Source organism: Aquibium carbonis (genome assembly GCF_003970795.1).
GTDB classification, from domain to species: domain Bacteria; phylum Pseudomonadota; class Alphaproteobacteria; order Rhizobiales; family Rhizobiaceae; genus Aquibium; species Aquibium carbonis.
The window spans coordinates 17,131-38,341 of record NZ_RWKW01000011.1 but is presented as its reverse complement, the minus strand read 5'-3'; the positions used below and the strand labels follow the sequence as shown (position 1 = coordinate 38,341).

Below are 21,211 nucleotides of genomic sequence, written 5' to 3'. Positions count from 1 at the left end.
TGTTTCATGCGCCTTTGAGGCGGCAGCGGCTATTCTGGCGGGACGTCGGACGGGTCCACTTGTTTCCGACTGCCGACTGCCGACTGCCGATTGCCCACTTCCCACTCCCCCTCACCGCTCCTTCACATAGGCCACCCCGCCGGCCTTCGGCGGAACGGCCCGGCCGATGAAGCCGGCGAGCAGGATGACGGTCAGCACGAAGGGCAGGGCGTTGATCAGCTGCACGGGGACACGGCCCACCAGCGGCCAGTCCATGCCCTGGAAGCGGATCGACGAGGCTTCGAGGAAACCGAACAGCAGGCAGGCGAACATGGCCGGCACCGGCTTCCACTTGGCGAAGATCAGCGCCGCGAGCGCGATGAAGCCCTTGCCCGCCGTCATGTCCTTCACGAAGCCGGCGTTCTGCGCCACCGAGAGATAGGCGCCCGCGACGCCGGTCAGGATGCCGGTGATGATCACCGCGCGGTATCGCAGCCAGGTGACCGAGATGCCGGCGGTGTCGACCGCGGCCGGATTTTCGCCCACCGCGCGCAGCCGCAGGCCGAAGCGGGTGCGAAACAGCGCCCACCAGGTGAACGGCACCATGAAGAAGGCGAAATAGACCAGGATGGAATGGCCAGAGATGATCTCGGAATAGATCGGCCCGAGCACGGGCACGTCGCGCACGGCCGCCGCCCCCGGAAGCTCGATCGTCTGGAACCGCGCATCGCCGGCCAGCGACGGGGTCCGCCCGCCCTGCCTGAACCAGGCCTGGCCGAGAATGATGGTCGAGCCCGCCGCGATGAAGTTGATCGCGACGCCCGAGACGATCTGGTTGCCGCGATGGGTGATCGAGGCGAAGCCGTGCACCAGCGCCAGGAACACCGCCACCAGGATGGCGGCCGACAGGCCGATCCAGGCCGAGCCGGAGGCGGCCGCGGCCGCCGCGCCGGCAAAGGCGCCGGCCAGCATCTTGCCCTCCAGCCCGATGTCGAAGACGCCCGAACGCTCCGAATAGAGGCCGGCGAGGCAGGCGAGCAGCAACGGCACGGAAACGCGCACCATCGCGTCGAGGAGCTGGACCAGCGTATCCATGTCAGGCTCCTTCCCGCTTGGTCGCGTTCATGCCCATCGATTTCGGCGAAAGGCTCGCGAGCGCGGCCTGCAGGCTCGGCCTGAACATGTGCTCCAGCGCGCCCGCGAACAGGATCACCAGGCCCTGGATGATGACGATCATGTCGCGCGAGATGTTGGGCATGACGAAGGAGATTTCCGCTCCGCCCTGGTAGAGCATGCCGAACAGGATCGCCGCGGGCACGATGCCGGCCGGATGCGAGCGGCCCATCAGCGCCACCGCGATGCCGACGAAGCCGGCGCCGGTGACGAAATCGAGTTGCAGCCGATGCTGGTCGCCCATCACCGGGTTCAGCGCCATCATCCCCGCCAGCGCGCCCGACAGCATCATGGTGACGACGATGATGCGCGCTTCGCCGACGCCGGCATATTTCGCCGCCTTGGGGCTGAACCCGTAGGTGCGGATCTCGTAGCCGAGCTTGGTGCGCCAGATCAGCACCCACACCACCACCGCCATGACCAGCGCCAGCACGAAGGACAGGTTGAGCGGTGTCGAGCGGATCGACGCGCCGAACAGTTCGAGCACCCAGCCGAGCTTGGGCAGCCAGGCGTCCTGCGCGAAGGTGCGGGTCTGCGGCGCCATCGAATTCGCCGGCTTCAGCGGCCCCACCAGCAGGTAGACCATCAGGCTCGCGGCGATGAAGTTGAACATGATCGTCGTGATGACGATGTGGCTGCCGCGCTTGGCCTGCAGGATGGCCGGGATCATGGCCCAGAAGGCGCCGATCGCGGCGCTGCCGAGGATGGCCAGCGGAAAGTTGACCCACCACGGAAACACGCTGTCGAAGGACAGGCAGACGATGGCGACGCCGAGCCCGCCGACATAGGCCTGGCCCTCGCCGCCGATGTTGAACAGGCCGCAATGGAAGGCGACGGCGACGGCGAGCCCGGTGAAGATGAAGCTCGTCGCATAGTACAGCGTGTAGCCGATGCCGGCGCCCGAGCCGAAGGCGCCCTTGATCAGCAGCGTCGCCGCCTGGACGGGGCTCTCGCCCACCAGGAGCACCACGAGGCCCGCGACCGCGAAAGCCACGAAGAGGTTGATCACCGGGATCAGGCCGTAGTCGGCCCAGGCCGGCAGCTTGGCATAGGGGGTGCTCATTACTCCGCCGCCTCCCGGGCTTCGACGCCGGCCATAAGCAGGCCGAGTTCGCCTTCGGTGGCGTCGGGACCGCGCTCGCCGACCAGGCGTCCGTCGAACATCACCAGGATCCGGTCGGACAGCGAGCGCACCTCGTCGAGTTCGACCGAGACCAGCAGCACCGCCTTGCCGCCGTCGCGCATGGCGATCAGCTGCTTGTGGATGAATTCGATGGCGCCCACGTCGACGCCGCGCGTCGGCTGGCCGACGATCAGCACGCCCGGATCATGCTCCATCTCGCGGGCGAGCACGATCTTCTGCTGGTTGCCGCCGGAGAAATTCGCCGTCTTCAGGCGGCAGTCGGCAGGCCGGATGTCGTATTTCTGGATCTTCTCGCGCGCGTCCGCGCGGATCGCGTCGATGTTCAGGAAAGGTCCGTTGAGGAATTTCGGGTCGTCGTGGTAGCCGAGCATCGCGTTCTCGTTCTCCTCGAAGGGCAGCACGAGGCCGACATGGTGGCGGTCCTCGGGTACGTGCGCCAGGCCCCGGTCGCGCAATTCGCCGGGGTCGGCCGCGCCCGTCACGTCGATCGGCTTGCCGTCGAGCATGACCGTTCCCGAAACCGCCTTGCGGATGCCGGCGATCGTCTCGATCAGTTCCGACTGGCCGTTGCCCGCCACCCCCGCCACGCCGACGATCTCGCCCGCCCGCACGTCGAAGGACACGTCGTTGACCATGGTGACGCCGCGCGAATCCTTCACCGTCAGGTTCCGGACCGACAGCTTGACCGCCGCGGGGTTCGGTTCGCCCTTGTCGACGCGCAGCAGGACGCGGCGACCCACCATCAGCTCCGCCAGTTCCTCCACCGTGGTCGCGGCGGTCTTGCGCGTCGCCACGATCGTGCCTTGCCGCATCACGGAGACGTTGTCGGTGACGGCCATGATCTCGCGCAGCTTGTGCGTGATCAGCACCACCGTCTTTCCCTCGTCCTTCAGCATGCGCAGGATGCGGAAGAGATGATCGGCCTCGGCCGGGGTCAGCACGCCGGTCGGCTCGTCGAGGATCAGGATCTCGGCGCCCCGGTAGAGCGCCTTCAGGATCTCGACGCGCTGCTGCAGGCCGACGGCCAGCTCCTCCACGACGGCGTCCGGATCGACCTCGAGGCCGTAATCCTGCTCCAGCCGGTGCAGTTCGGAGCGCGCGCGCGAAATGCCGGCATTGAGCAGCTGCGAGCCCTCCGCGCCGAGGATGATGTTTTCCAGCACGGTGAAATTCTCGACCAGCATGAAATGCTGGTGCACCATGCCGATTCCGGCGGCGATGGCATCGTTCGGGGTCTGGATGTCGGTCTTCTTGCCGTCGACGAAGATCTCGCCGCTGTCGGCCTGGTAGAAGCCGTAGAGGATCGACATCAACGTCGACTTGCCGGCCCCGTTCTCGCCGATGATCCCGTGGATCGTGCCCTTCGGAATCTCGATGTCGATGTCACGGTTGGCATGAACCGCGCCGAAACTCTTGTTGATGCCTTTGAGTTCGATTGCAGCTGGCGCCATGCAACCGGGTCCCCTCGTTTTTTATCGTTTGATCAAAGTTGCTAACACGCGCGACCACGGTTGCCAATTGCCCATCCTTCACTCTCGACAAAAGGCTCGCGGCTTGTCAATTTCCGCGCCATGACAAATCCGGCATTCCCTCCCTTCACATTCAACACCACCCCCTCGATCGTTTTCGAGAACGGCGCCGCCAGACGGCTGGGCCAGCTCACCGGCAGGAGGCTCGGAGAGACGGTCCTGTTCGTCACCGACCCCGGCCTGCGCAGGCTGGGGCTTTGCGACCCGGCGCTGGCCTCTTTCGAGGCGGCGGGCATCCCCGTGACGATCTTCGATCAGGTCGAGGCGGATCCCTCGCTCGCGACGCTGATGCAGGCCACCAGCGCGGGACGGTCCGCCGGCGTGACCGGCGTGGTCGGCTTCGGCGGCGGCTCGTCGCTCGACGTGGCCAAGCTGGCTGCGCTGCTGATCGGTTCCAGCGAGGATCTCGACGGCGCCTGGGGCGTCGGCAATGCCAGGGGGCCGCGCCTGCCGCTGGTGCTGGTGCCGACGACGGCCGGCACCGGATCGGAAGTGACGCCGGTCTCCATCATCACGGTCGGCGACGAGGAAAAGCGCGGCGTTTCCTCCCCGGTCATTCTCCCCGACGTCGCCGTGCTCGATGCCGAGCTGACGCTCGGCCTGCCGCCGGCGATCACGGCGGCCACCGGCATCGACGCCATGGTGCATGCCATCGAGGCCTATGCGTCGAAGAGCGCCAACAACAATCCCCTGTCGCGCAGCCTGGCGAAGCAGGCGCTGCAGCTGATCGGCGCCAACATCGAGACGGCCGTGAGCGACGGCGGCAACATCGCCGCGCGCGGCGCCATGCTGCTCGGCTCCATGCTGGCCGGGCAGGCCTTTGCCAATTCGCCCGTGGCCGCCGTGCACGCGCTGGCCTATCCGATCGGCGGCACGTTCCACGTTCCGCACGGCCTGTCGAACGCGCTGGTGCTGCCGCACGTGCTGCGCTTCAACGCGCCGGACGCCGCGCATCTCTACGCCGAAATCGCCGCCGACGCCTTCCCCGGCCTGGCCCGCGAGGAAGGGGTCCAGGGTCGCTGCGCCGCCTTCATCGAGGCGTTGGCCGATCTCTCCGCCCGTGTCGGGCTGCAGCCGCGCCTGCGCGACGTCGGCATCGGCGAGGAGCATCTGGCCAAGATGGCGGCGGATGCCATGAAGCAGCAGCGCCTGCTGGTGAACAATCCGCGCCCGGTGGGCGAATCCGACGCGCTGGCGATCTACCGCGCGGCCTGGTGATGACGCGCCCCGCGCCTGGCACCCGCGCCGGCTATCGCGCCTTCCGCACCATCCAGACGCGCTGGATGGACAACGACGTCTACGGCCACATGAACAACGTGGTCCATTATTCGCTGTTCGACACGGCGGTGAATGGCTGGCTCGTCGAACGCGGCGTGCTCGATTTCCACGGTGGCCGCCAGATCGGCCTCGTGGTCGAGACGGGGTGTCGCTACTTTGCCGAGATGGCGTTTCCCGATGTCGTGACCGCCGGCATCCGCGTCGCCCGGCTCGGGTCCAGTTCGGTGCGCTACGAGGTCGGCCTGTTTCGCAACGCGGATGAAACGGCGGCGGCGGAAGGCTTCTTCATCCACGTCTATGTCGACCGCGAAAGCCGCAAGCCCATGCCGTTGAACGAGGCGTTGCGCGTCGCGCTCGAGGGGATCGCGACATGAACGAAGACGACCGCGTCGCCCGGCTCGAAATGATCGTCGCCGAACAGGAGCGCACCATCGAGGATCTGTCCGGCCAGCTCGCCGAGCAGTGGGTCGTCGTCGAGAAGATGCGCAAGAAGCTCGACCTCCTGACCGAACGCTTCCTCGCCGTCGAGGAACGGACGGGTTCTGACGTCCCGGTGACGAAGCCGCCGCACTGGTAGCTGGTGGTGACGGACGCCTGTTCACGGTTCCGCCGCGGCGCCGGATGCTCTATCATGGCCTCGGTCCGGGGAGGACCGACTGCGGATCAGACGCCATGAGCAGCGACAGCGAACGTTACGGACGCGCGGGGGACTATGTCATGGGCCGGATGGAGCCGGCCGAACGCGAGCGCGCGGAACGCGACCTCGAGCTCGACCCGAAGTTCCGCGAGGCCGTGCTGCGTCTTTCCGAGCGGATCCGGCGCAGCGACACCCTCACCGACAGGGAGTTGTGGCGGTCCGTCGAAGCGGGGCTGAACAGCCTTCCCCAGATGCAGGCCGTCGCCTCGCCCGCCGCCCGGACCGGCCGGTCGGCGCGCGCGACGGGCCGTTCGTCGTTTGCGCGCTCGCCTCTCGCGTCCGGCTGGAAGGGCGCCCTTCTGGTTGCCGGCGTGGCCGCGGCCTGCGGGGCGAGCTATGTCGCGGGCGACAGATCGTCGAGCCCGGCCACGCCGGCCATGGTCGTCGCCCTCACCGACGAGAGCGGCGGCCTCGGCGGCATTCTCGAGGTCGGCAATGACGACACGCTTCGCTTCGTGCCCCTGGCGCTCGAAGGCGCGGTCGATGGCGCCGGGTTTCATCTCTGGACGATCTACGACGACGTGATCGGCTTCGTGCCGCTGGGCGCGCTGCAGTCCGCCGAGACGACGCGGTGGCGCGGGCCGGATCTGCCGAATCCCGAGCCAGGACAGCGCTACCGTGTGACGGCAGGGATGTCCTTCGCGGACGGATCGATCCTGTTCGAAGGCATGGCCCGGCCCGTCGGCGCTCCGTAGGCGGGCGCCCACCGGTCGCGCATCAGGCCCTTGGCGTGCGGGCGCCGAGCATCGGCGTCAGGCACACGATGCCCGCCAGCGAGACGATGGCCAGGAACCAGCCGAAGCCCGGCCAGTCGTATTCGGAAATCATGTAGCCCGCGAGCGGCGGCCCGACCAGGGTGCCGATGCCGCCGGTCTGGGCGACGAGCCCGATGCCCACCGCCACCGACCCTCCGACCGGCACCACCGAGGGAATGCAGGCAAACAGGGCCGAGGCCACCACCCCGCCCGAAATGGCGAAGACCACGGCGGCCGCGGTCGCGATCACCGGATCGGGCGACGAAAAGAACGGCACGGCCGAGACCGCGCTCGCGACGAAGCCCGCCACCGTCAGCCAGGCGATGAAGCGCGGCCCCCGGCCCTCCACGAGAACCCCGGCCAGGACGTTGCCGAAGGGCACCATCAGCGCGACGAAACCCGCCGAGAGCAGGATTGCGCCGGTGCCGTCGCCCGCGAAGCTCGGCAGGAACGAGAAGAAGCCGAGCGACAGCACCACATAGGCGCCGAAGGCGGCCGCCACCGCGCCCACGGGCAGGGTGAAGTTGGACCGAAGCGACAGGGGAGACCGGTCCCGCGCGCCGTCGTCGACCGGGTCCAGGCGAAGCGCCAGCACGGCCGCTGCGGCGGCGCTGGCGGCAAAGCACAACGCGACGATCAGGAGATAGGTGCGCGGCGCCACCACCGGCAGCAGGGCCGCCGCGGAGAAATCCGCGAAGGCATAGCCGAGCGGGACGAAGCCGCCCCACACCGCGAGCGCCGGCGCCTTCAGCCGTTCGGGCGCGAGCGCGGCCAGCAGCGCCGGCGTGGCGATCACGATCACCAGGTAGCCGAGCGCTTCGACGAGGCGGCCCGCCAGCACGGCGGCCGGGGCTTCGAAGCCGGCGAGCATCACCCCGCCCACCGCCAGCGCGGCGGATGAACCGACGAACGAGGCGTACATGCCGACACGGTCGATGGCGAAGGCGGCCGGCAGCGCCGCCAGCGCGACGAAGAGGCCGAGGGTCGAGGTCAGCCAGCCGATCGTCACCAGCGAGTAGCCCGCCTCGCGCTGGTACCAGTCGACCAGCGGCGCGATCTTGGCCAGCTGCGCGCCCGCCAGGATGCCGGCCACGAGGAGCATGACGAGGGCCGCGATGCGGCGGGTGCTTCCATTCGGCGTCATGGTTCGGCTCACGCATGGCGGCCGAATCGAAGCCGGCCCCGGGGACGCCGATGCATACAGGCTCGGTGTCGGTTCCCACAACGGCCGGCCGGACGTGGCCCAAAACAAAACCGCCGGGCGCTGGGCCCGGCGGTTTCGACGAGAAAGGCCCTCGATCAGTACGGGCAGGAATTGTCCGACATGTAGTCGTGCACCTCGACGGTGCCGGCGATGATGTCGGCCTTGGCCTTCTCCACCGCGTCGATCATGTCCTGGCTCACCAGATCCTTGTTGTTGTCGTCCATCGCGTAGCCGACGCCGTCCTCGGCCAGGCCGAGCACGTTGAAGCCATAGGTGAACTGGTCGTTCTTGGCGTCGTTGAAGGCGTTGTACACGGCCACGTCGACGCGCTTCAGCATCGAGGTGAGCACCTTGCCCGGCTGCAGGCCGTTCTGGTTGGAATCGACGCCGATGCCGAGCTTGCCCGCATCCGCCGCCGCCTGCAGCACGCCCACGCCGGTGCCGCCGGCCGCGGCGTAGATCACGTCCGCGCCCTGGCTGATCTGCGACTTGGCGATTTCGCCGCCCTTGGTCGGGTCGTTCCAGGCCGCCGGCGTGTCGCCGGTCATGTTCTGGATCACGTCGGTCGCGCCGGCCGCCTTGGCGCCGCCGACATAGCCGCAGCCGAACTTGCGGATCAGCGGAATGTCCATGCCGCCGATGAAGCCGACCTTCTTGGACTCCGAAGCCATCGCAGCCATCACGCCGACGAGATAGGAGCCCTCGTGTTCCTTGTAGACGACCGAACGGACGTTCGGCGCGTCCACCACCATGTCGATGATGGCGAAGTTGGTGTCCGGATACTCGGCCGCCACCTTCTCCAGCGCCGCCGCCCAGGAGAAGCCGGCCATCACGATCGGGTTGCGGCCGTCATTGGCGAAGCGCTGCAGGGCCTGTTCGCGCTGCGCGTCGTTGGAAATCTCGAACTCGACGTATTCGATGCCGGATTCGGCCTTGAACTGCTCGGCGCCGTTGTAGGCCGCCTCGTTGAACGACTTGTCGAACTTGCCGCCCAGATCATAGATGATCGCGGGTGCGATGTCGGCGGCGAAGGCCGGCACCGACAGGACTGTTGCGGCCAGGAGGCCAAGGACGAGACGCTTCATTGTGATCCACACCCTGTTGGTTTTTCCAAACGGTTTATGTGCAGGCTCGACTGTGGAGCTTTCGCCCCCGCGCGAACCCAGGCAGGGGTTTTTACCCCCGCTCGCCGTCACTCTTGCACGCCGGATGGCAAAATTCACGCGGATTTTTTGACCTTCCGGAAAAGCCGAAGACCGGCGAACGCGGCCTACTCGGCGGCCACGCCGGGCATCGGGCAGGACACGCCGGTGCCCCGAAGGTTGCAGTAGCCGCCCGGATTCTTGCTCAGGTACTGCTGGTGCTCGGTCTCGGCGAAATAGAATTCCGGCGCCTCGGCGATCTCGGTCGTCACTCTGCCGCGCCCGGCATGGCGCAGCTCGGCCTGATAGGCATCGCGCGAGGCGAGCGCCTGGTCCAGCTGGTCCTGCGTGGTCGTGTAGATGGTCGAGCGATAGGTCGTGCCGACGTCGTTGCCCTGGCGCATGCCCTGGGTCGGATCGTGGCTCTCCCAGAAGATCTTCAGCAGGTCCGCGAAGGAAACCTCGCCGGGATCGTAGACCACCTTCACCACTTCGGCGTGGCCGGTCATGCCGGTGCAGGTTTCGGGATAGGTCGGGTTGGGCGTGTAGCCGCCCTGGTACCCCACCGCGGTGACCCAGACGCCCGGGGTCTGCCAGAACAGCCGTTCGGCGCCCCAGAAGCAGCCCATGCCGAAATAGGCGACCGCGAGGCCGTCCGGATAGGGGCCTTTCAGGGGCCGGCCGTTGACGTCGTGAACCCGCGCGGTGGGCAGCGGCGCGTCGCGGCCGCGAAGCGCGTCCTCCGGCTTGGGCATCGTCTGCTTCTTGTTGAGGAGATCGCCGAGGAAGAACATTCTGTGTCAGCTCCTTTGAACCATCGGGCGGGTCCGCGTCAGGCGCCCACCCTGCCGAAGCGGCGCGCCGGTCTGCGTCCGATCATGTAGAACAGCAGCGCCAGCGCCAGAAAGACCACGAAGCCGGGCAAGGTCAGGATCGTCACGAGGATCGGATCCCACAAGGCCGGAAACACGTGGCGCTGAACGACGGCCTGGGCGAGGTTCAGCGTTTCGGGCGAGACGGCGAACCAGCTCGTGCCGAGTGGGGTCAGGACGAGTTCCGATGCCGCGATCGACCGGGTGGCGTCGATGACGGCCAGAATGACGGCCACGGCCAGCGACACCACCGACAGAAATCGAAAGAAGAACCGTATCACGCCTGCTGCCCCGGATCATTGCCGCGGCCAAGTCTATCGTCCCCGCCGATGTAAGGCCATGGCCGGCCGGCTTCAATCGCTACACGCGAATGTGACGCCCGCAGCATCAGGCGGGTGGCCGCCGCGCCGCCCGGCGGGTGCGCATCACCGCCACCACGATCCCGGCGACGAGGCCGACGAGGATGAGCAGGAGCCCGATCGCCGCCGCGAAGTATCCGCAGCCGCCCTCGAAGCACGAGATGTCGAGGACGTCCGCCAGAAGAGCGCCGAACGGGAAGCCCGCGACGCCGCCGAGGATCGCGCCGACGATCCCGCCGATCACGCCGTTGACGAGGTAGAGCGCGGCGGAGGGCTTGCGTCCCGCCGTCGCCGGAACGGGCGCTGGCACGGCCGGCGCCGGAGCGTCGGGAAGCCGCCGGGCATAGACGATCAGCGCGATGCCGACCGCGAACTCCATCAGCGGAAGGAACACGCTGGAGGCCGTCGTGACGAACTCGGCCACGAAGCCGGTGTATCCCACCGATGCCGCCACGGCGACGATGTTGAACGATTGCCAGGCGAGGAAACCGCGCCGCAGGGCGCGTGAGCGGGAATGGGCGGCCGCCAGGATCCATCCGCCCCAGAGGATGTTCACCACCGAGACGCCCAGGCTCGCCTGGAGATAGGTGGTCAGGAACGCCGGCAGCGACGGGTTCCACGCATGCGGCAGCGTGGAATAAACGCCGCTCGCCGCGAGAAGCATCGTCAGCGCCACCCAGGCGAGCGGCGGCGTCCAGCCCCACCCCTTGCCGAGGTCTCCGCCGGACGGCCCCATCGCGCCAGAACTCGCTGCGTCCATCGAACGTCCCCGCTCCCGCCCCGCCAGCGAACGATACGTGTCGCGCGCTGTCAAGCATGGCCGCGATCGGTCTCTCGTTGGAAAACCCCCGATCTCGCCGCCGCCGGCACCCGACGGAACCGGCGCCCGCATTGACCCCCGGTCGGCATCGCGATAAGCGCAGGCAACGATTTGCAGCGGCACGGGCAAAACGCTATCTGATCGGCAGGAAGCCGGCGACGAAGGGAAGGGACACATGGCGGCGCAGAAATCCAGCTACGGCTACGAGGACCTTCTGGCCTGCGCCCGGGGAGACCTGTTTGGACCCGGCAACGCGCAGCTGCCCGCGCCGCCCATGCTGATGTTCGACCGCATCACCGACATCAGCGAGACCGGCGGCGAACATGGCAAGGGCTACATCCGCGCCGAATTCGACATCCGGCCCGACCTCTGGTTCTTTCCCTGCCACTTCATCGGCAATCCGATCATGCCGGGCTGCCTGGGGCTCGATGCCATGTGGCAGCTGACCGGCTTCTATCTCGGCTGGCTGGGCGAGCCGGGCAAGGGCATGGCGCTGTCGACGGGCGAGGTCAAGTTCAAGGGCATGGTCACGCCCTCGGTGAAGCTCGTCGAATATGGCGTGGACTTCAAGCGCGTCATGCGGGGCCGCCTGGTGCTCGGCATCGCCGACGGCTGGCTAAAGGCAGATGGAGAGACCATCTATCACGCATCCGACCTGAAGGTCGGCCTGTCCAAGCAGAGTGCGGCCTGACACGATCGCGGTGAGCCGCCGCGGCGGCGTCGCGAGACAACACGGCGAGAAGGAAACCATCATGAGACGAGTGGTCGTGACCGGGCTGGGGATCGTGTCCTCGATTGGCAACGATGCGGCGGAGGTCGAGGCGTCGCTGCGCGACGCGCGCTCCGGCATCAGCTTTTCGGATTCCTTCGCCGAGCACGGCTTCCGCTGCCAGGTCTGGGGCCGGCCGACGCTCGATCCGACCGAGCTGGTCGACCGCCGCGCCATGCGATTCCTGTCCAAGGGCGGCGCCTGGAACCACGTGGCCATGGAACAGGCCATCCGGGATTCCGGCCTGGAGCAGGGCGACATCACCAACGAGCGCACCGGCATCGTGATGGGCTCGGGCGGTCCGTCGACCCGCACCATCGTCGACGCGGCCGAGATCACCAACAAGAACAACAGCCCCAAGCGCATCGGACCCTTCGCCGTGCCGAAGGCGATGTCGTCGACCGCCTCGGCGACGCTCGCCACCTGGTTCAAGATCCACGGCGTGAACTACTCCATCTCCTCGGCCTGCTCCACCTCGGCGCATTGCATCGGCAACGCCTACGAGCTCATCCAGTGGGGCAAGCAGGACGTCATGTTCGCCGGCGGCCACGAGGATCTCGAATGGTCGATGTCGAACCTGTTCGACGCCATGGGCGCGATGTCGTCGAAGTACAACGACCGCGCGGCCGTCGCCAGCCGGGCCTATGACGTCGACCGCGACGGGTTCGTCATCGCGGGCGGCGCGGGCGTCCTCGTGCTCGAGGAACTCGAGCATGCCAGGGCGCGCGGCGCGAAGATCTATGCCGAGGTGGTCGGCTACGGCGCGACGTCCGATGGTTACGACATGGTCGCGCCGTCCGGCGAGGGCGCGGTTCGCTGCATGAAGCAGGCGATCGCCACCGTCGATGGCCCGGTCGACTACATCAACACGCACGGCACCTCGACGCCGGTCGGCGACCAGCGCGAGATCGGCGCGATCCGCGAGGTCTTCGGCGACCGGATCCCCCACATCTCGTCCACCAAGTCGCTGACGGGCCATTCTCTGGGCGCGGCCGGCGTGCAGGAATCGATCTACTCGATCCTGATGATGCAGGCGGGCTTCATCGGCAAGAGCGCCCATATCGAGACGCTCGATCCCGAATTCGAGGGCGTCCCGATCGTGCGCGAGCGGATCGACGACGCGAAGCTCGACACCGTCCTGTCCAATTCGTTCGGCTTCGGCGGCACCAACGCCACGCTCGTCTTCCAGCGTCACGCTTAAGGCACACCGGTCATGCAGGATCTGATGAAGGGCAAGCGCGGGCTCGTGATGGGCGTCGCGAACGACCATTCGATCGCCTGGGGCATCGCCAGGAAGCTTGCCGCGCAGGGCGCGGAACTGGCCTTCACCTACCAGGGCGATGCCTTCGGCCGCCGGGTCAAGCCGCTCGCCGAATCGCTTGGCGCGAGCCTCGTCCTGCCTTGCGACGTCGAGGACACCGCCTCCATGGACGCCGTGTTCGGTGCCCTGAAGGACGAATGGGGCGGCATGGATTTCCTCGTCCACGCCATCGGCTTCTCCGACAAGAACGAGCTCAAGGGCCGCTACGCCGACACCACGCGCGACAATTTCGTGCGCACCATGGTGATCTCCTGCTTTTCCTTCACCGAGGTGGCGCGGCGGGCGGCCGAGCTGATGTCGGGCGGCGGTTCGCTCCTCACGCTGACCTATGCCGGCTCCGTGCGGGTGATGCCCAACTACAACGTCATGGGCGTCGCCAAGGCCGGGCTGGAGGCGAGCGTCCGCTACCTCGCCAACGACTTCGGACCCTCGGGCATCCGCGTCAACGCGCTTTCGGCCGGTCCGGTGCGCACGCTCGCGGGCGCGGGCATTGCCGACGCCCGCCACATGTTCGCCTACCAGGCGCGCAATGCGCCGCTGCGGCGCACGGTCGACATCGACGAGATCGGCGGCTCGGCGCTCTATCTCCTCTCCGACCTCGCGTCGGGCGTCACCGGGGAGGTCCACTACGTGGACAGCGGCTATCACATCGTCTCGATGCCGGCGCTCGACGAGCTCAAGAAGGCCGATTGAACCACCGCGTGCCTGTCGCATTCGCGCCAATCGCTAAACATTTAGACGTGCCCTGCACCGAAACTTCAGTGACACCGGACTAGGGTTCGGTCGAAATTGAGGAATTGGGTATGGCTGCGGCAAGCAACCCCACCAGGACGCCGGTCTTCAGGTTGATCACGATCGCGGCGGCGGGGCTTGGAAGCCTTTTGCTGGGCATCTGGGCGCTGAAATTCGGCCTGCTCGACAACATGACGCGGCTGGACCCGGGGATTCTCGGCGGGGTCATCGCGGCCCTTTGCGCCCTGGCGGCGGCCGGAACGGCGCTCTCCTTCTTCGCCGGCGTCGACGAATCGGCCAACTACGTCTTCCAGGAGACGCAGGTCGACAAGCTGTCCGGTTTCCACTCCCGCAATGCCATGATCGGCAAGATCGCCGAGGCCGCCGCCAGCACCGTGCGCACCGGCGAACCGGTCTACCTGATCGACCTCGACATCGACCGGTTCAAGCAGATCAACGAGGCGATCGGCTACAGCCAGGGCGACCAGCTGATCCGCGTCTTTGCCCGCCGCCTGAAGAAGCACTTCCCGGCGGGACTGGAGCTCGGACGCATCGGCGCCGGTGAATTCATCGTCCTCGTGCCCGAAAGCAAGGTCGTCGACCGCATCGACCGGATGGTCGAGCGCATGCTCGAGGAAATGAGCAAGCCCTACAAGCTCCCCACCCACCAGCAGACCGTCAACCTCTCGGTCGGGCTGGTCGCCATGCCCAAGGATGGCCAGGACGCCATCAAGCTGCTGCGCCGTTCCAACCTGGCCCTGCAGAACGCCCGCGCCAACGGCGTCGGCAACTGGGCGGTTTTCCAGGACACGATGGGACAGGTCGCCGACTACCGCCAATGGCTCGAATCGGAGCTCAACGTGGCCTTCCAGCGCGGCGATTTCGATCTCCACTACCAGCCGCAGATGGATCTGCTGAAGGGGCGTGTCGTCGGATACGAGGCGTTGCTGCGCTGGAACCACCCGGAGCGCGGCTCCATCCCGCCGATGGAGTTCATTTCGATCGCCGAGGAGACGGGCATGATCGGCCCGATCGGCGAATGGGTCCTGCGCAAGGCCTGCGAGGATGCGCACTGCCTGCCCGACGACTGCTTCGTGGCGGTGAACATCTCGCCGGTCCAGTTCATGACCAGGGATTTCGTCCGCTTCGTCCAGTCGGTGCTGGAACAGACCGGGCTCGATCCGAAGCGGCTGGAACTCGAAGTGACCGAGACGGCGATGATGCAGGACAAGGAGCGCGCCGCTGAAATGCTGCGCCAGCTCTCGGCGATCGGCATCTCGGTTGCGGTCGACGATTTCGGCACGGGCTATTCCAACCTGTCCTATCTCATCGACTTCCAGTTCCAGAAGCTGAAGATCGACAAGTCCTTCGTCAGCCGCATCGAGAAGGACAATGGCGGCGCGGTCGTCTCGACCATCGTCGGCCTGTCGCGGGCGCTCGGCGTGCGCACCATCGCGGAAGGCGTGGAAACCGAAAACCAGGCGGTGCTGTTGCGCGCCGCCGGCTGCGACGTGTTCCAGGGCTATCTCTACGGCCGGCCGGGCCCGCTGGTCATCCGCGGCGGCGAAGCCGTGGAACTGCCCTCGTTCGCCATACACTGACGCACGGCGGCGGCGGCCGAACGGCGCTACCGCTTCGCCCAGAGCACCTTGAAGCGGTCGTCGCGGCAGGTTTCGCCGGTCGCGGCGAAGGCGGCGGCCAGAACCGGCTCGTAGGGCATCCCCCGGTTTGCCACCATCATCAGCCGGCCGCCCGGCTTCAGCGCGGCCGATGCGGCGCGGATCATGCCTTGCCCGATCGCCGGCTCGGCCGCCCGGCCCTGGTGGAACGGCGGGTTCATGACGATCAGGTCGTACTGCCGCGCCACCGGCTCCTGCAGCAGGTCGCGCCAGTGGTACCCGATCGGCGCATCGCCGGTCAGACCCGCCAGGTTCGCCTTCGCCGCCTCCAGCGACTCGAAGTCCGCCTCATGCAGGTCGAGTGCCGTCAGGCCTTCGGCGCGCTTCAGGATCTCCGACGACAGATAGCCCCAGCCCGCGCCGAAATCGGCCACCCGCCCCTTGATCGCCGCCGGCAGGTTGTCGGCCAGCAGCTTCGAGGCCGGGTCGATGCGCTCATGCGAGAACATGCCCGGCGCGGTGAGGAACCGGCCGTCGACCCGGTCGGCCGGTCCAGCTGTCATGAAGGGCGCGGTCGCCAGCTGCTCGTCCGACGGCCGCTCGAACCAGAACACGACGCCGTGGTGCTTCGGCATGTGGCCCGCAGGCGTCAGCACGCCCTCGAAGCGCTTGCGCAGGCTGTCTGCGCCTTCCGTCTTGCCGCCGGCGGCTACCACCAGCCCGCCTTCGCGCGTGCGCCCGAAGGCCTCGCGCAGCCAGGCCTCGTTCTGGCCGCGATGGCGGCCGAGCAGCACGAGGGCCAGATCATAGCCTGTCCCCTCCGCGCGCGGCTTCACCGTGAAGCCGGCCTTCTCCAGCGCCAGAACGTCCGGGCGAAAGCCCTGCACGGCCAGGAGCTCGAGATCCATCGATCGCGGCAGGCGCAAGCCGGCACGCGCGCCGAGAAACAGCGCGCGGCGGCCGGGCGCTTCGAGCAGGCCCGCCTCGAACGGGTGGGACAGGGTCTTGAGCGCGTCGTCGGTCATCGTCATCGAGGCCATGTTTCGAGTTGGTGGCACGACGGTCCGCCTGATCCGCCTTCGTGCGGATCAGGCGGGCCGCCACGCGAAAACGGGCGCGACCCGAAGGCGCGCCCGTCCCGTTTCGTCGATCCGAAAAGGATCAGGCGGCGTCTTCGTCGCCGTCCTGCTTCTTCTCGCGGACGATTTCCTTGCCGGTCGCCTGGTCGACGACCTTCATCGAGAGGCGAACCTTGCCGCGCTCGTCGAAGCCCATCAGCTTGACGTAGACCTTCTGGCCTTCCTTGACCACGTCGGTGGTCTTCTGGACGCGGTCGGAGGCCAGCTGCGAGATGTGGACGAGACCGTCCTTGGGGCCGAAGAAGTTGACGAAGGCGCCGAAGTCGGCGGTCTTGACGACCGTGCCCTCGTAGATCTCGCCCACTTCCGGCTCGGCCACGATGGTGTGGATCCACTTCTTCGCCGCCTCGATTTCCTTGGCGTTCGAAGAGGCGATCTTGACCGTGCCGTCGTCCTCGATGTTGATCTTGGCGCCGGTCTTCTCGACGATCTCGCGGATGATCTTGCCGCCCGCGCCGATCACGTCACGGATCTTGTCGGTCGGGATGTTCATCACCTCGATGCGCGGTGCGAACTCGCCCAGCTCCGAACGGCCCGTGGTGATGGCCTTGGCCATCTCGCCGAGAATGTGCGTGCGGCCACCCTTGGCCTGCTCGAGCGCGACCTTCATGATCTCCTCGGTGATGCCGGCGATCTTGATGTCCATCTGCAGCGACGTGATGCCGTCCTGCGTGCCGGCCACCTTGAAGTCCATGTCGCCGAGGTGATCCTCGTCGCCGAGAATGTCGGAGAGCACCGCGTAGCGGTCGCCTTCGAGGATCAGGCCCATGGCGATGCCGGCCACCGGCTTGGCCAGCGGCACGCCCGCGTCCATCAGCGCCAGCGAGGTGCCGCAGACGGTCGCCATCGAGGACGAGCCGTTGGACTCGGTGATCTCGGAGACGACGCGCAGCGTGTAGGGGAACTGGTCGGCGGCGGGCAGCACCGGATGGATGGCGCGCCAGGCCAGCTTGCCATGTCCGATCTCGCGACGGCCGGGCGACCCGACACGGCCGGTCTCGCCGACCGAGAAGGGCGGGAAGTTGTAGTGGAGCAGGAAGGTTTCCTTGTAGGTGCCCGTCAGCGCGTCGATGAACTGCTCGTCCTCGCCGGTGCCGAGCGTGGCGACCACGATCGCCTGCGTCTCGCCGCGGGTGAACAGCGCCGAGCCGTGCGTGCGCGGCAGGATGCCGACTTCCGAGACGATCGGGCGGACGGTGGCGAGATCGCGGCCGTCGATGCGGCTCTTGGTGTCGAGGATGTTCCAGCGCACGATCTTGGCCTGGAGTTCCTTGAACACGGTGCCGATCTGCTCGGACGTCCACTTCGCCGCCTCGCCCTCGGCGGGCGCGAAGGCGGCCTTGACCTTGGCCTTCACCGCGTCGACGGCGGCATAGCGGGCCTGCTTGTCGGTGTTCTTGTAGGCGGCGCGAAGCTCGTCCTCGACGATCTTCAGCATCTCGGCCTCGAGCTCGGAATAATCCGGCGCGGTGAAGTCGCGCGGGTCCTTGGCGGCCACTTCGGCGAGCTTGATGATGGCGTCGATCACCGGCTGGAAGGCCTTGTGGCCGAACATCACCGCGCCGAGCATCACCTCTTCGGTGAGTTCATGGGCTTCGGACTCCACCATCATCACGGCGTCGGAGGTGCCGGCGACGATCAGGTCGAGCTTCGATTCCGGCATCTCGTCGATGTGCGGGTTCAGCACGTACTCGCCGCCGATGTAGCCGACGCGCGCGCCGCCGATCGGACCCATGAAGGGCACGCCCGAGAGCGTCAGTGCCGCGGAGGTCGCGACCATCGCAAGCACGTCGGGATCGTTCTCGAGGTCATGCTGGACCACGGTGACGATGATCTGGGTGTCGTTCTTGTAGCCTTCGGCGAAGAGCGGGCGGATCGGGCGGTCGATGAGGCGCGAGGTCAGCGTCTCCTTCTCGCTCGGCCGGCCTTCACGCTTGAAGAAGCCGCCGGGGATCTTGCCGGCGGCGAAGGTCTTTTCCTGGTAGTTGACGGTCAGCGGGAAGAAGTCGAGGCCGGGCTTCGGCTCCTTCATCGAGACGACGGTCGCGAGCACGACGGTCTCGCCATAGGTCGCGAGCACCGCGCCATCGGCCTGGCGCGCGATCTTGCCGGTTTCCAGGATGAGCGGACGGCCGCCCCACTCGATTTCCACTTTGTGGTGATTGAACATGTTTCGTCTTTCTGTGCGGAAAGGGGCCGCGCAGTCCGCGCGGGCGGCCTTTCCCCCTGTGGCTTCGTTGGGCCGAGCCATGGGCAAGACAACGGGAGGCTCGATGATCCGGCGCGATCTCCGCGCGAGCGTCCTGCAATCCTGCCCCATGACCTGGCCATGGGCGGTTTCCACGGTCGCCTTGCGCGATGGAAACCGGGCGGGCGGGCTGTCAGCCCTGCCCAATGAACCGGCCGGCGGCACCCGTTGGCGCCGCCGGCCGGACGTTCGTCAGCGACGCAGGCCGAGCTTCTCGATCAGCGTCTTGTAGCGGGCCTCATCCTTCCCCTTCAGATAGTCGAGGAGGCTGCGGCGCTGGGACACCATCTTGAGAAGGCCGCGGCGGGAATGGTTGTCCTTCGCGTGGCCCTTGAAATGCTCGGTCAGGTTCTTGATGCGCTCGGAGAGAACGGCAACCTGGACTTCCGGAGAACCGGTGTCGCCCTGCTTGGTCGCGAATTCCTTGACAAGCTCCTGCTTGCGCTCGGCAGTTACCGACATCGTGCTGGTCCTTTCTGTTGTTGGATCAGGAAAACGGGTCGCCCGCGGCCGGGATGTCGTCCAGCAGGGGCCATGTACACATGACGCGAAATGCGAGATGTGCGGCGCATATAGTGCAAAACACGTTTGATTGCCAGCGGCAATTTCCCGGGAGACCGGCGCCCGCCGGGCGGTGCCGGCGCGTCCGGCCGGTCAGATCCACTTCTTGCGCCAGAACAGGAAGAGCAGGCCGCAGGCGATGCTGAACATGACGAGGAGCGCCGCGGGATAGCCATAGCGCCAGCCGAGTTCGGGCATGTTCCACGGCGAGTCGGCATGGAAGTTCATGCCCCAGACCCCGGCCAGGAAGCCGAGCGGAATGAAGATGGTGGAGATGATCGTCAGCACCTTCATCACCTCGTTCATGCGGGTCGACACGCTGGAGAGATAGAGGTCGAGCAGGCCGGTGGCGAGTTCGCGGTAGGTCTCCACCAGGTCGATCAGCTGGATGGCATGGTCATAGGTGTCGCGCAGATAGTGCTGCACCTCGGTGGGGATCAGGCCGAGGTCCTCGCGCGACATCGCCGACAGCATTTCCCGCGACGGCCACAGCGCGCGCTTCACCACCAGCAGTTCGCGCTTGAGCTGGTGCAGCCGGCCGACATCCGCCGGCTGCGGATCCTGGGTGATGCGGTCTTCCAGTTCCTCCAGCTCCTCGCCGATCCTTTCCAGGATCGGGAAATAGGCGTCGAGAATGGTGTCCAGCAGCGCATAGACCAGATAGGGCGCGCCGCTCTTGCGCATGCGCCCGTTGGCGCCCTGCAGGCGCTTGCGCACCGGCTGCAGGCAGTCGCCCGGCCGCTCCTGGAAGGTCACCACGTGCCGCTCGTCGAACAGGATCGAGAACTGTTCCTTGGAGCGCACGGTCACGCCGTCGAACATGTGCACCACGATCAGCGCATGGCTTTCGTAGGTGTCGACCTTGGGCCGCTGGTTGGTGTTGGTGATGTCCTCCAGCGCGAGCGGATCGAGCGAGAACAGTTCGCCGACCGCGCCCAGGAGCTCGAGGTCGGCAAGCCCGGTGACGTCCACCCAGACGCGCTTGCTCGAACCCAGCGCCTCGCGCACCTGCGCCACCGTGGCGTTCGCGGTGGTTTCGACGTGATCGTCCTCCACCACGATCATGCGGATCGACGTCGGCGAGGCGCGCTCGTCGCGGATGAGGGTGCCAGGCGGCGCGCCGATCGGCGCCCGCCGTCTGAACACGAACTTGACCTTGTCCTTCATCGGCGGCTTTCTCCAGGAGAGCCGTCCTTACCGCGACCCCGGGCGCGAAGCGAGGGGGCGGGCGGCGGCGACCCGCCGTCTACTGCTCCAGCAGCAGGGTTCCGCGCTCGACGCGGAAGGCGGACAGCCGGTTGAGGAAACTCATGCCCACCAGCGTCTGCTTCAGCGACTTGTCCTCCAGCACCACGGCCTCCACGCCGTCGAGGCGGATGCGGCCGATCTGCAGGCTGTCGATCACGGCGGCGGCGGCCAGGGCCGGCCCGTTGGCGGTGTCGACCTTGTAGACGAAGTCCTTCGCCATGAGGTTCAGGCCGATGCGCGCCGCCGTGCTCCGGTTGATCGCCACCAGCGTCGCGCCGGTGTCGATCATGGCGTCGAGCCGCGTGCCGTTGACGCGGAACTCCGCGCTGAAATGGCCGCGGCGATCGATCGGGATCTCGATGCGCCGGCCCGTCAGCTGCCGCACGCCCGTCTCGCGCGGCGACGCCAGCATGACCACCGGAACCGGCTCCGGCTCGGCCGGGCGCAGCGCCCAGGACGCCATGTCGTGGAACCGCTCGGGATCTGACTGGTAGACGAGCGGCACCGCGGTGGCGGCGGCCACGATCGCGCAGAGGGCAAGCAGCAGTCTCTTCATCGAAAACCTCCGCGGCGAACCCTGGAGGCTTTGTGTTGAAGGCGGTTTAAGCTCGCCACCATCCGC

At 67.2% G+C, this 21,211-nt stretch carries 21 protein-coding genes; 8 read left to right on the top strand and 13 right to left on the bottom strand.

The annotated features are described in order from the left end of the window. Nucleotides 1-111 precede the first annotated feature (111 nt). Genes EJC49_RS03900 through EJC49_RS03890 form a run of 3 tightly spaced genes read right to left on the bottom strand, consistent with a single transcriptional unit; the run spans nucleotide 112 to nucleotide 3,747 of the window. Complete coding sequence (locus tag EJC49_RS03900) at nucleotides 112-1,074, bottom strand: ABC transporter permease (RefSeq protein ID WP_126698156.1); 963 nt, start codon at nucleotides 1,072-1,074, stop codon at nucleotides 112-114. Between the two features lies 1 nt (nucleotide 1,075). Further along, nucleotides 1,076-2,215 (bottom strand): ABC transporter permease, encoded by a 1,140-nt coding sequence (locus EJC49_RS03895; RefSeq protein ID WP_126698155.1) that lies wholly within the window; start codon nucleotides 2,213-2,215, stop codon nucleotides 1,076-1,078. Further along, entirely contained in the window at nucleotides 2,215-3,747 is a 1,533-nt protein-coding gene (locus EJC49_RS03890) for an ABC transporter ATP-binding protein (RefSeq protein WP_126698154.1), read from the bottom strand. The genes EJC49_RS03895 and EJC49_RS03890 overlap by 1 nt, the downstream gene beginning before the upstream one ends. Nucleotides 3,748-3,867: 120 nt before the next feature. On the opposite strand from EJC49_RS03890, the gene EJC49_RS03885 reads away from it, so the two are divergent. From EJC49_RS03885 to EJC49_RS03870, 4 genes are all read left to right on the top strand, one after another. Further along, on the top strand, nucleotides 3,868-5,043 hold the full coding sequence (locus tag EJC49_RS03885) for an iron-containing alcohol dehydrogenase (protein WP_126698153.1): 1,176 nt from the start codon (nucleotides 3,868-3,870) through the stop codon (nucleotides 5,041-5,043). Then, nucleotides 5,040-5,477: an acyl-CoA thioesterase gene (locus EJC49_RS03880; RefSeq protein WP_126698152.1), complete on the top strand. Its 438-nt coding sequence runs from the start codon at nucleotides 5,040-5,042 to the stop codon at nucleotides 5,475-5,477. Before EJC49_RS03885 ends, EJC49_RS03880 begins: the two co-directional genes overlap by 4 nt. Continuing rightward, on the top strand, nucleotides 5,474-5,680 hold the full coding sequence (locus EJC49_RS03875) for a SlyX family protein (RefSeq protein WP_126698151.1): 207 nt from the start codon (nucleotides 5,474-5,476) through the stop codon (nucleotides 5,678-5,680). Before EJC49_RS03880 ends, EJC49_RS03875 begins: the two co-directional genes overlap by 4 nt. Nucleotides 5,681-5,775: 95 nt before the next feature. Continuing rightward, nucleotides 5,776-6,495 (top strand): hypothetical protein, encoded by a 720-nt coding sequence (locus EJC49_RS03870; RefSeq protein ID WP_126698150.1) that lies wholly within the window; start codon nucleotides 5,776-5,778, stop codon nucleotides 6,493-6,495. A 22-nt stretch (nucleotides 6,496-6,517) separates the two neighbouring features. Here the strand turns inward: EJC49_RS03870 and EJC49_RS03865 are convergent, their stop codons facing one another. The 5 genes from EJC49_RS03865 to EJC49_RS03845 form a co-directional block, all read right to left on the bottom strand. Continuing rightward, complete coding sequence (locus tag EJC49_RS03865; protein WP_126698149.1) at nucleotides 6,518-7,699, bottom strand: MFS transporter; 1,182 nt, start codon at nucleotides 7,697-7,699, stop codon at nucleotides 6,518-6,520. 155 nt (nucleotides 7,700-7,854) lie between these two features. Next, nucleotides 7,855-8,844: a BMP family lipoprotein gene (locus tag EJC49_RS03860; protein ID WP_126698148.1), complete on the bottom strand. Its 990-nt coding sequence runs from the start codon at nucleotides 8,842-8,844 to the stop codon at nucleotides 7,855-7,857. A 185-nt stretch (nucleotides 8,845-9,029) separates the two neighbouring features. Continuing rightward, nucleotides 9,030-9,695, bottom strand: coding sequence for a peptide-methionine (S)-S-oxide reductase MsrA (msrA, locus tag EJC49_RS03855; RefSeq protein ID WP_126698147.1), 666 nt, complete (start codon nucleotides 9,693-9,695; stop codon nucleotides 9,030-9,032). A gap of 38 nt (nucleotides 9,696-9,733) precedes the next feature. Beyond that, complete coding sequence (locus EJC49_RS03850) at nucleotides 9,734-10,054, bottom strand: hypothetical protein (RefSeq protein WP_126698146.1); 321 nt, start codon at nucleotides 10,052-10,054, stop codon at nucleotides 9,734-9,736. Nucleotides 10,055-10,160: 106 nt separating this feature from the next. Further along, on the bottom strand, nucleotides 10,161-10,892 hold the full coding sequence (locus tag EJC49_RS03845; RefSeq protein WP_126698145.1) for a hypothetical protein: 732 nt from the start codon (nucleotides 10,890-10,892) through the stop codon (nucleotides 10,161-10,163). A gap of 235 nt (nucleotides 10,893-11,127) precedes the next feature. Between EJC49_RS03845 and fabA the strand changes: the two genes are divergently transcribed. From fabA to EJC49_RS03825, 4 genes are all read left to right on the top strand, one after another. Continuing rightward, the gene (gene fabA, locus EJC49_RS03840) at nucleotides 11,128-11,643 is read left to right on the top strand and encodes a 3-hydroxyacyl-[acyl-carrier-protein] dehydratase FabA (protein ID WP_126698144.1); all 516 of its coding nucleotides are present in this window, start codon (nucleotides 11,128-11,130) and stop codon (nucleotides 11,641-11,643) included. Nucleotides 11,644-11,704: 61 nt separating this feature from the next. Beyond that, nucleotides 11,705-12,922 (top strand): beta-ketoacyl-ACP synthase I, encoded by a 1,218-nt coding sequence (gene fabB / locus EJC49_RS03835; protein WP_126698143.1) that lies wholly within the window; start codon nucleotides 11,705-11,707, stop codon nucleotides 12,920-12,922. A 12-nt stretch (nucleotides 12,923-12,934) separates the two neighbouring features. Further along, nucleotides 12,935-13,735 carry an enoyl-ACP reductase FabI gene (fabI, locus tag EJC49_RS03830; RefSeq protein ID WP_126698142.1) on the top strand — a complete coding sequence of 267 codons (801 nt, stop codon included), beginning with the start codon at nucleotides 12,935-12,937 and terminating at the stop codon, nucleotides 13,733-13,735. Nucleotides 13,736-13,845: 110 nt separating this feature from the next. After that, nucleotides 13,846-15,375: a putative bifunctional diguanylate cyclase/phosphodiesterase gene (locus EJC49_RS03825; RefSeq protein ID WP_126698141.1), complete on the top strand. Its 1,530-nt coding sequence runs from the start codon at nucleotides 13,846-13,848 to the stop codon at nucleotides 15,373-15,375. A 26-nt stretch (nucleotides 15,376-15,401) separates the two neighbouring features. On the opposite strand, the gene EJC49_RS03820 is transcribed toward EJC49_RS03825, so the two are convergent. The 5 genes from EJC49_RS03820 to EJC49_RS03800 all read right to left on the bottom strand — a co-directional run bounded on the left by EJC49_RS03820 (nucleotide 15,402) and on the right by EJC49_RS03800 (nucleotide 21,145). After that, nucleotides 15,402-16,418: a class I SAM-dependent methyltransferase gene (locus tag EJC49_RS03820; protein WP_126698164.1), complete on the bottom strand. Its 1,017-nt coding sequence runs from the start codon at nucleotides 16,416-16,418 to the stop codon at nucleotides 15,402-15,404. A gap of 136 nt (nucleotides 16,419-16,554) precedes the next feature. After that, on the bottom strand, nucleotides 16,555-18,702 hold the full coding sequence (gene pnp, locus EJC49_RS03815) for a polyribonucleotide nucleotidyltransferase (protein WP_126698140.1): 2,148 nt from the start codon (nucleotides 18,700-18,702) through the stop codon (nucleotides 16,555-16,557). A gap of 270 nt (nucleotides 18,703-18,972) precedes the next feature. Then, the gene (gene rpsO, locus EJC49_RS03810) at nucleotides 18,973-19,242 is read right to left on the bottom strand and encodes a 30S ribosomal protein S15 (protein ID WP_126698139.1); all 270 of its coding nucleotides are present in this window, start codon (nucleotides 19,240-19,242) and stop codon (nucleotides 18,973-18,975) included. A gap of 192 nt (nucleotides 19,243-19,434) precedes the next feature. Further along, the gene (gene corA / locus EJC49_RS03805) at nucleotides 19,435-20,508 is read right to left on the bottom strand and encodes a magnesium/cobalt transporter CorA (protein ID WP_126698138.1); all 1,074 of its coding nucleotides are present in this window, start codon (nucleotides 20,506-20,508) and stop codon (nucleotides 19,435-19,437) included. 79 nt (nucleotides 20,509-20,587) lie between these two features. Beyond that, entirely contained in the window at nucleotides 20,588-21,145 is a 558-nt protein-coding gene (locus EJC49_RS03800) for a TIGR02281 family clan AA aspartic protease (protein WP_126698137.1), read from the bottom strand. Between the last annotated feature and the right edge of the window lie 66 nt (nucleotides 21,146-21,211).

What these genes read in the sequence shown, in the direction of transcription:
- EJC49_RS03900 (WP_126698156.1), bottom strand. Translation starts at nt 1,074, where the DNA reads ATGGATACGCTGGTCCAGCTCCTCGACGCGATGGTGCGCGTTTCCGTG.
- EJC49_RS03895 (WP_126698155.1), bottom strand. Translation starts at nt 2,215, where the DNA reads ATGAGCACCCCCTATGCCAAGCTGCCGGCCTGGGCCGACTACGGCCTG.
- EJC49_RS03890 (WP_126698154.1), bottom strand. Translation starts at nt 3,747, where the DNA reads ATGGCGCCAGCTGCAATCGAACTCAAAGGCATCAACAAGAGTTTCGGC.
- EJC49_RS03885 (WP_126698153.1), top strand. Translation starts at nt 3,868, where the DNA reads ATGACAAATCCGGCATTCCCTCCCTTCACATTCAACACCACCCCCTCG.
- EJC49_RS03875 (WP_126698151.1), top strand. Translation starts at nt 5,474, where the DNA reads ATGAACGAAGACGACCGCGTCGCCCGGCTCGAAATGATCGTCGCCGAA.
- EJC49_RS03870 (WP_126698150.1), top strand. Translation starts at nt 5,776, where the DNA reads ATGAGCAGCGACAGCGAACGTTACGGACGCGCGGGGGACTATGTCATG.
- EJC49_RS03865 (WP_126698149.1), bottom strand. Translation starts at nt 7,699, where the DNA reads ATGACGCCGAATGGAAGCACCCGCCGCATCGCGGCCCTCGTCATGCTC.
- EJC49_RS03860 (WP_126698148.1), bottom strand. Translation starts at nt 8,844, where the DNA reads ATGAAGCGTCTCGTCCTTGGCCTCCTGGCCGCAACAGTCCTGTCGGTG.
- msrA (WP_126698147.1), bottom strand. Translation starts at nt 9,695, where the DNA reads ATGTTCTTCCTCGGCGATCTCCTCAACAAGAAGCAGACGATGCCCAAG.
- EJC49_RS03845 (WP_126698145.1), bottom strand. Translation starts at nt 10,892, where the DNA reads ATGGACGCAGCGAGTTCTGGCGCGATGGGGCCGTCCGGCGGAGACCTC.
- fabA (WP_126698144.1), top strand. Translation starts at nt 11,128, where the DNA reads ATGGCGGCGCAGAAATCCAGCTACGGCTACGAGGACCTTCTGGCCTGC.
- fabB (WP_126698143.1), top strand. Translation starts at nt 11,705, where the DNA reads ATGAGACGAGTGGTCGTGACCGGGCTGGGGATCGTGTCCTCGATTGGC.
- fabI (WP_126698142.1), top strand. Translation starts at nt 12,935, where the DNA reads ATGCAGGATCTGATGAAGGGCAAGCGCGGGCTCGTGATGGGCGTCGCG.
- EJC49_RS03825 (WP_126698141.1), top strand. Translation starts at nt 13,846, where the DNA reads ATGGCTGCGGCAAGCAACCCCACCAGGACGCCGGTCTTCAGGTTGATC.
- EJC49_RS03820 (WP_126698164.1), bottom strand. Translation starts at nt 16,418, where the DNA reads ATGACCGACGACGCGCTCAAGACCCTGTCCCACCCGTTCGAGGCGGGC.
- pnp (WP_126698140.1), bottom strand. Translation starts at nt 18,702, where the DNA reads ATGTTCAATCACCACAAAGTGGAAATCGAGTGGGGCGGCCGTCCGCTC.
- rpsO (WP_126698139.1), bottom strand. Translation starts at nt 19,242, where the DNA reads ATGTCGGTAACTGCCGAGCGCAAGCAGGAGCTTGTCAAGGAATTCGCG.
- corA (WP_126698138.1), bottom strand. Translation starts at nt 20,508, where the DNA reads ATGAAGGACAAGGTCAAGTTCGTGTTCAGACGGCGGGCGCCGATCGGC.
- EJC49_RS03800 (WP_126698137.1), bottom strand. Translation starts at nt 21,145, where the DNA reads ATGAAGAGACTGCTGCTTGCCCTCTGCGCGATCGTGGCCGCCGCCACC.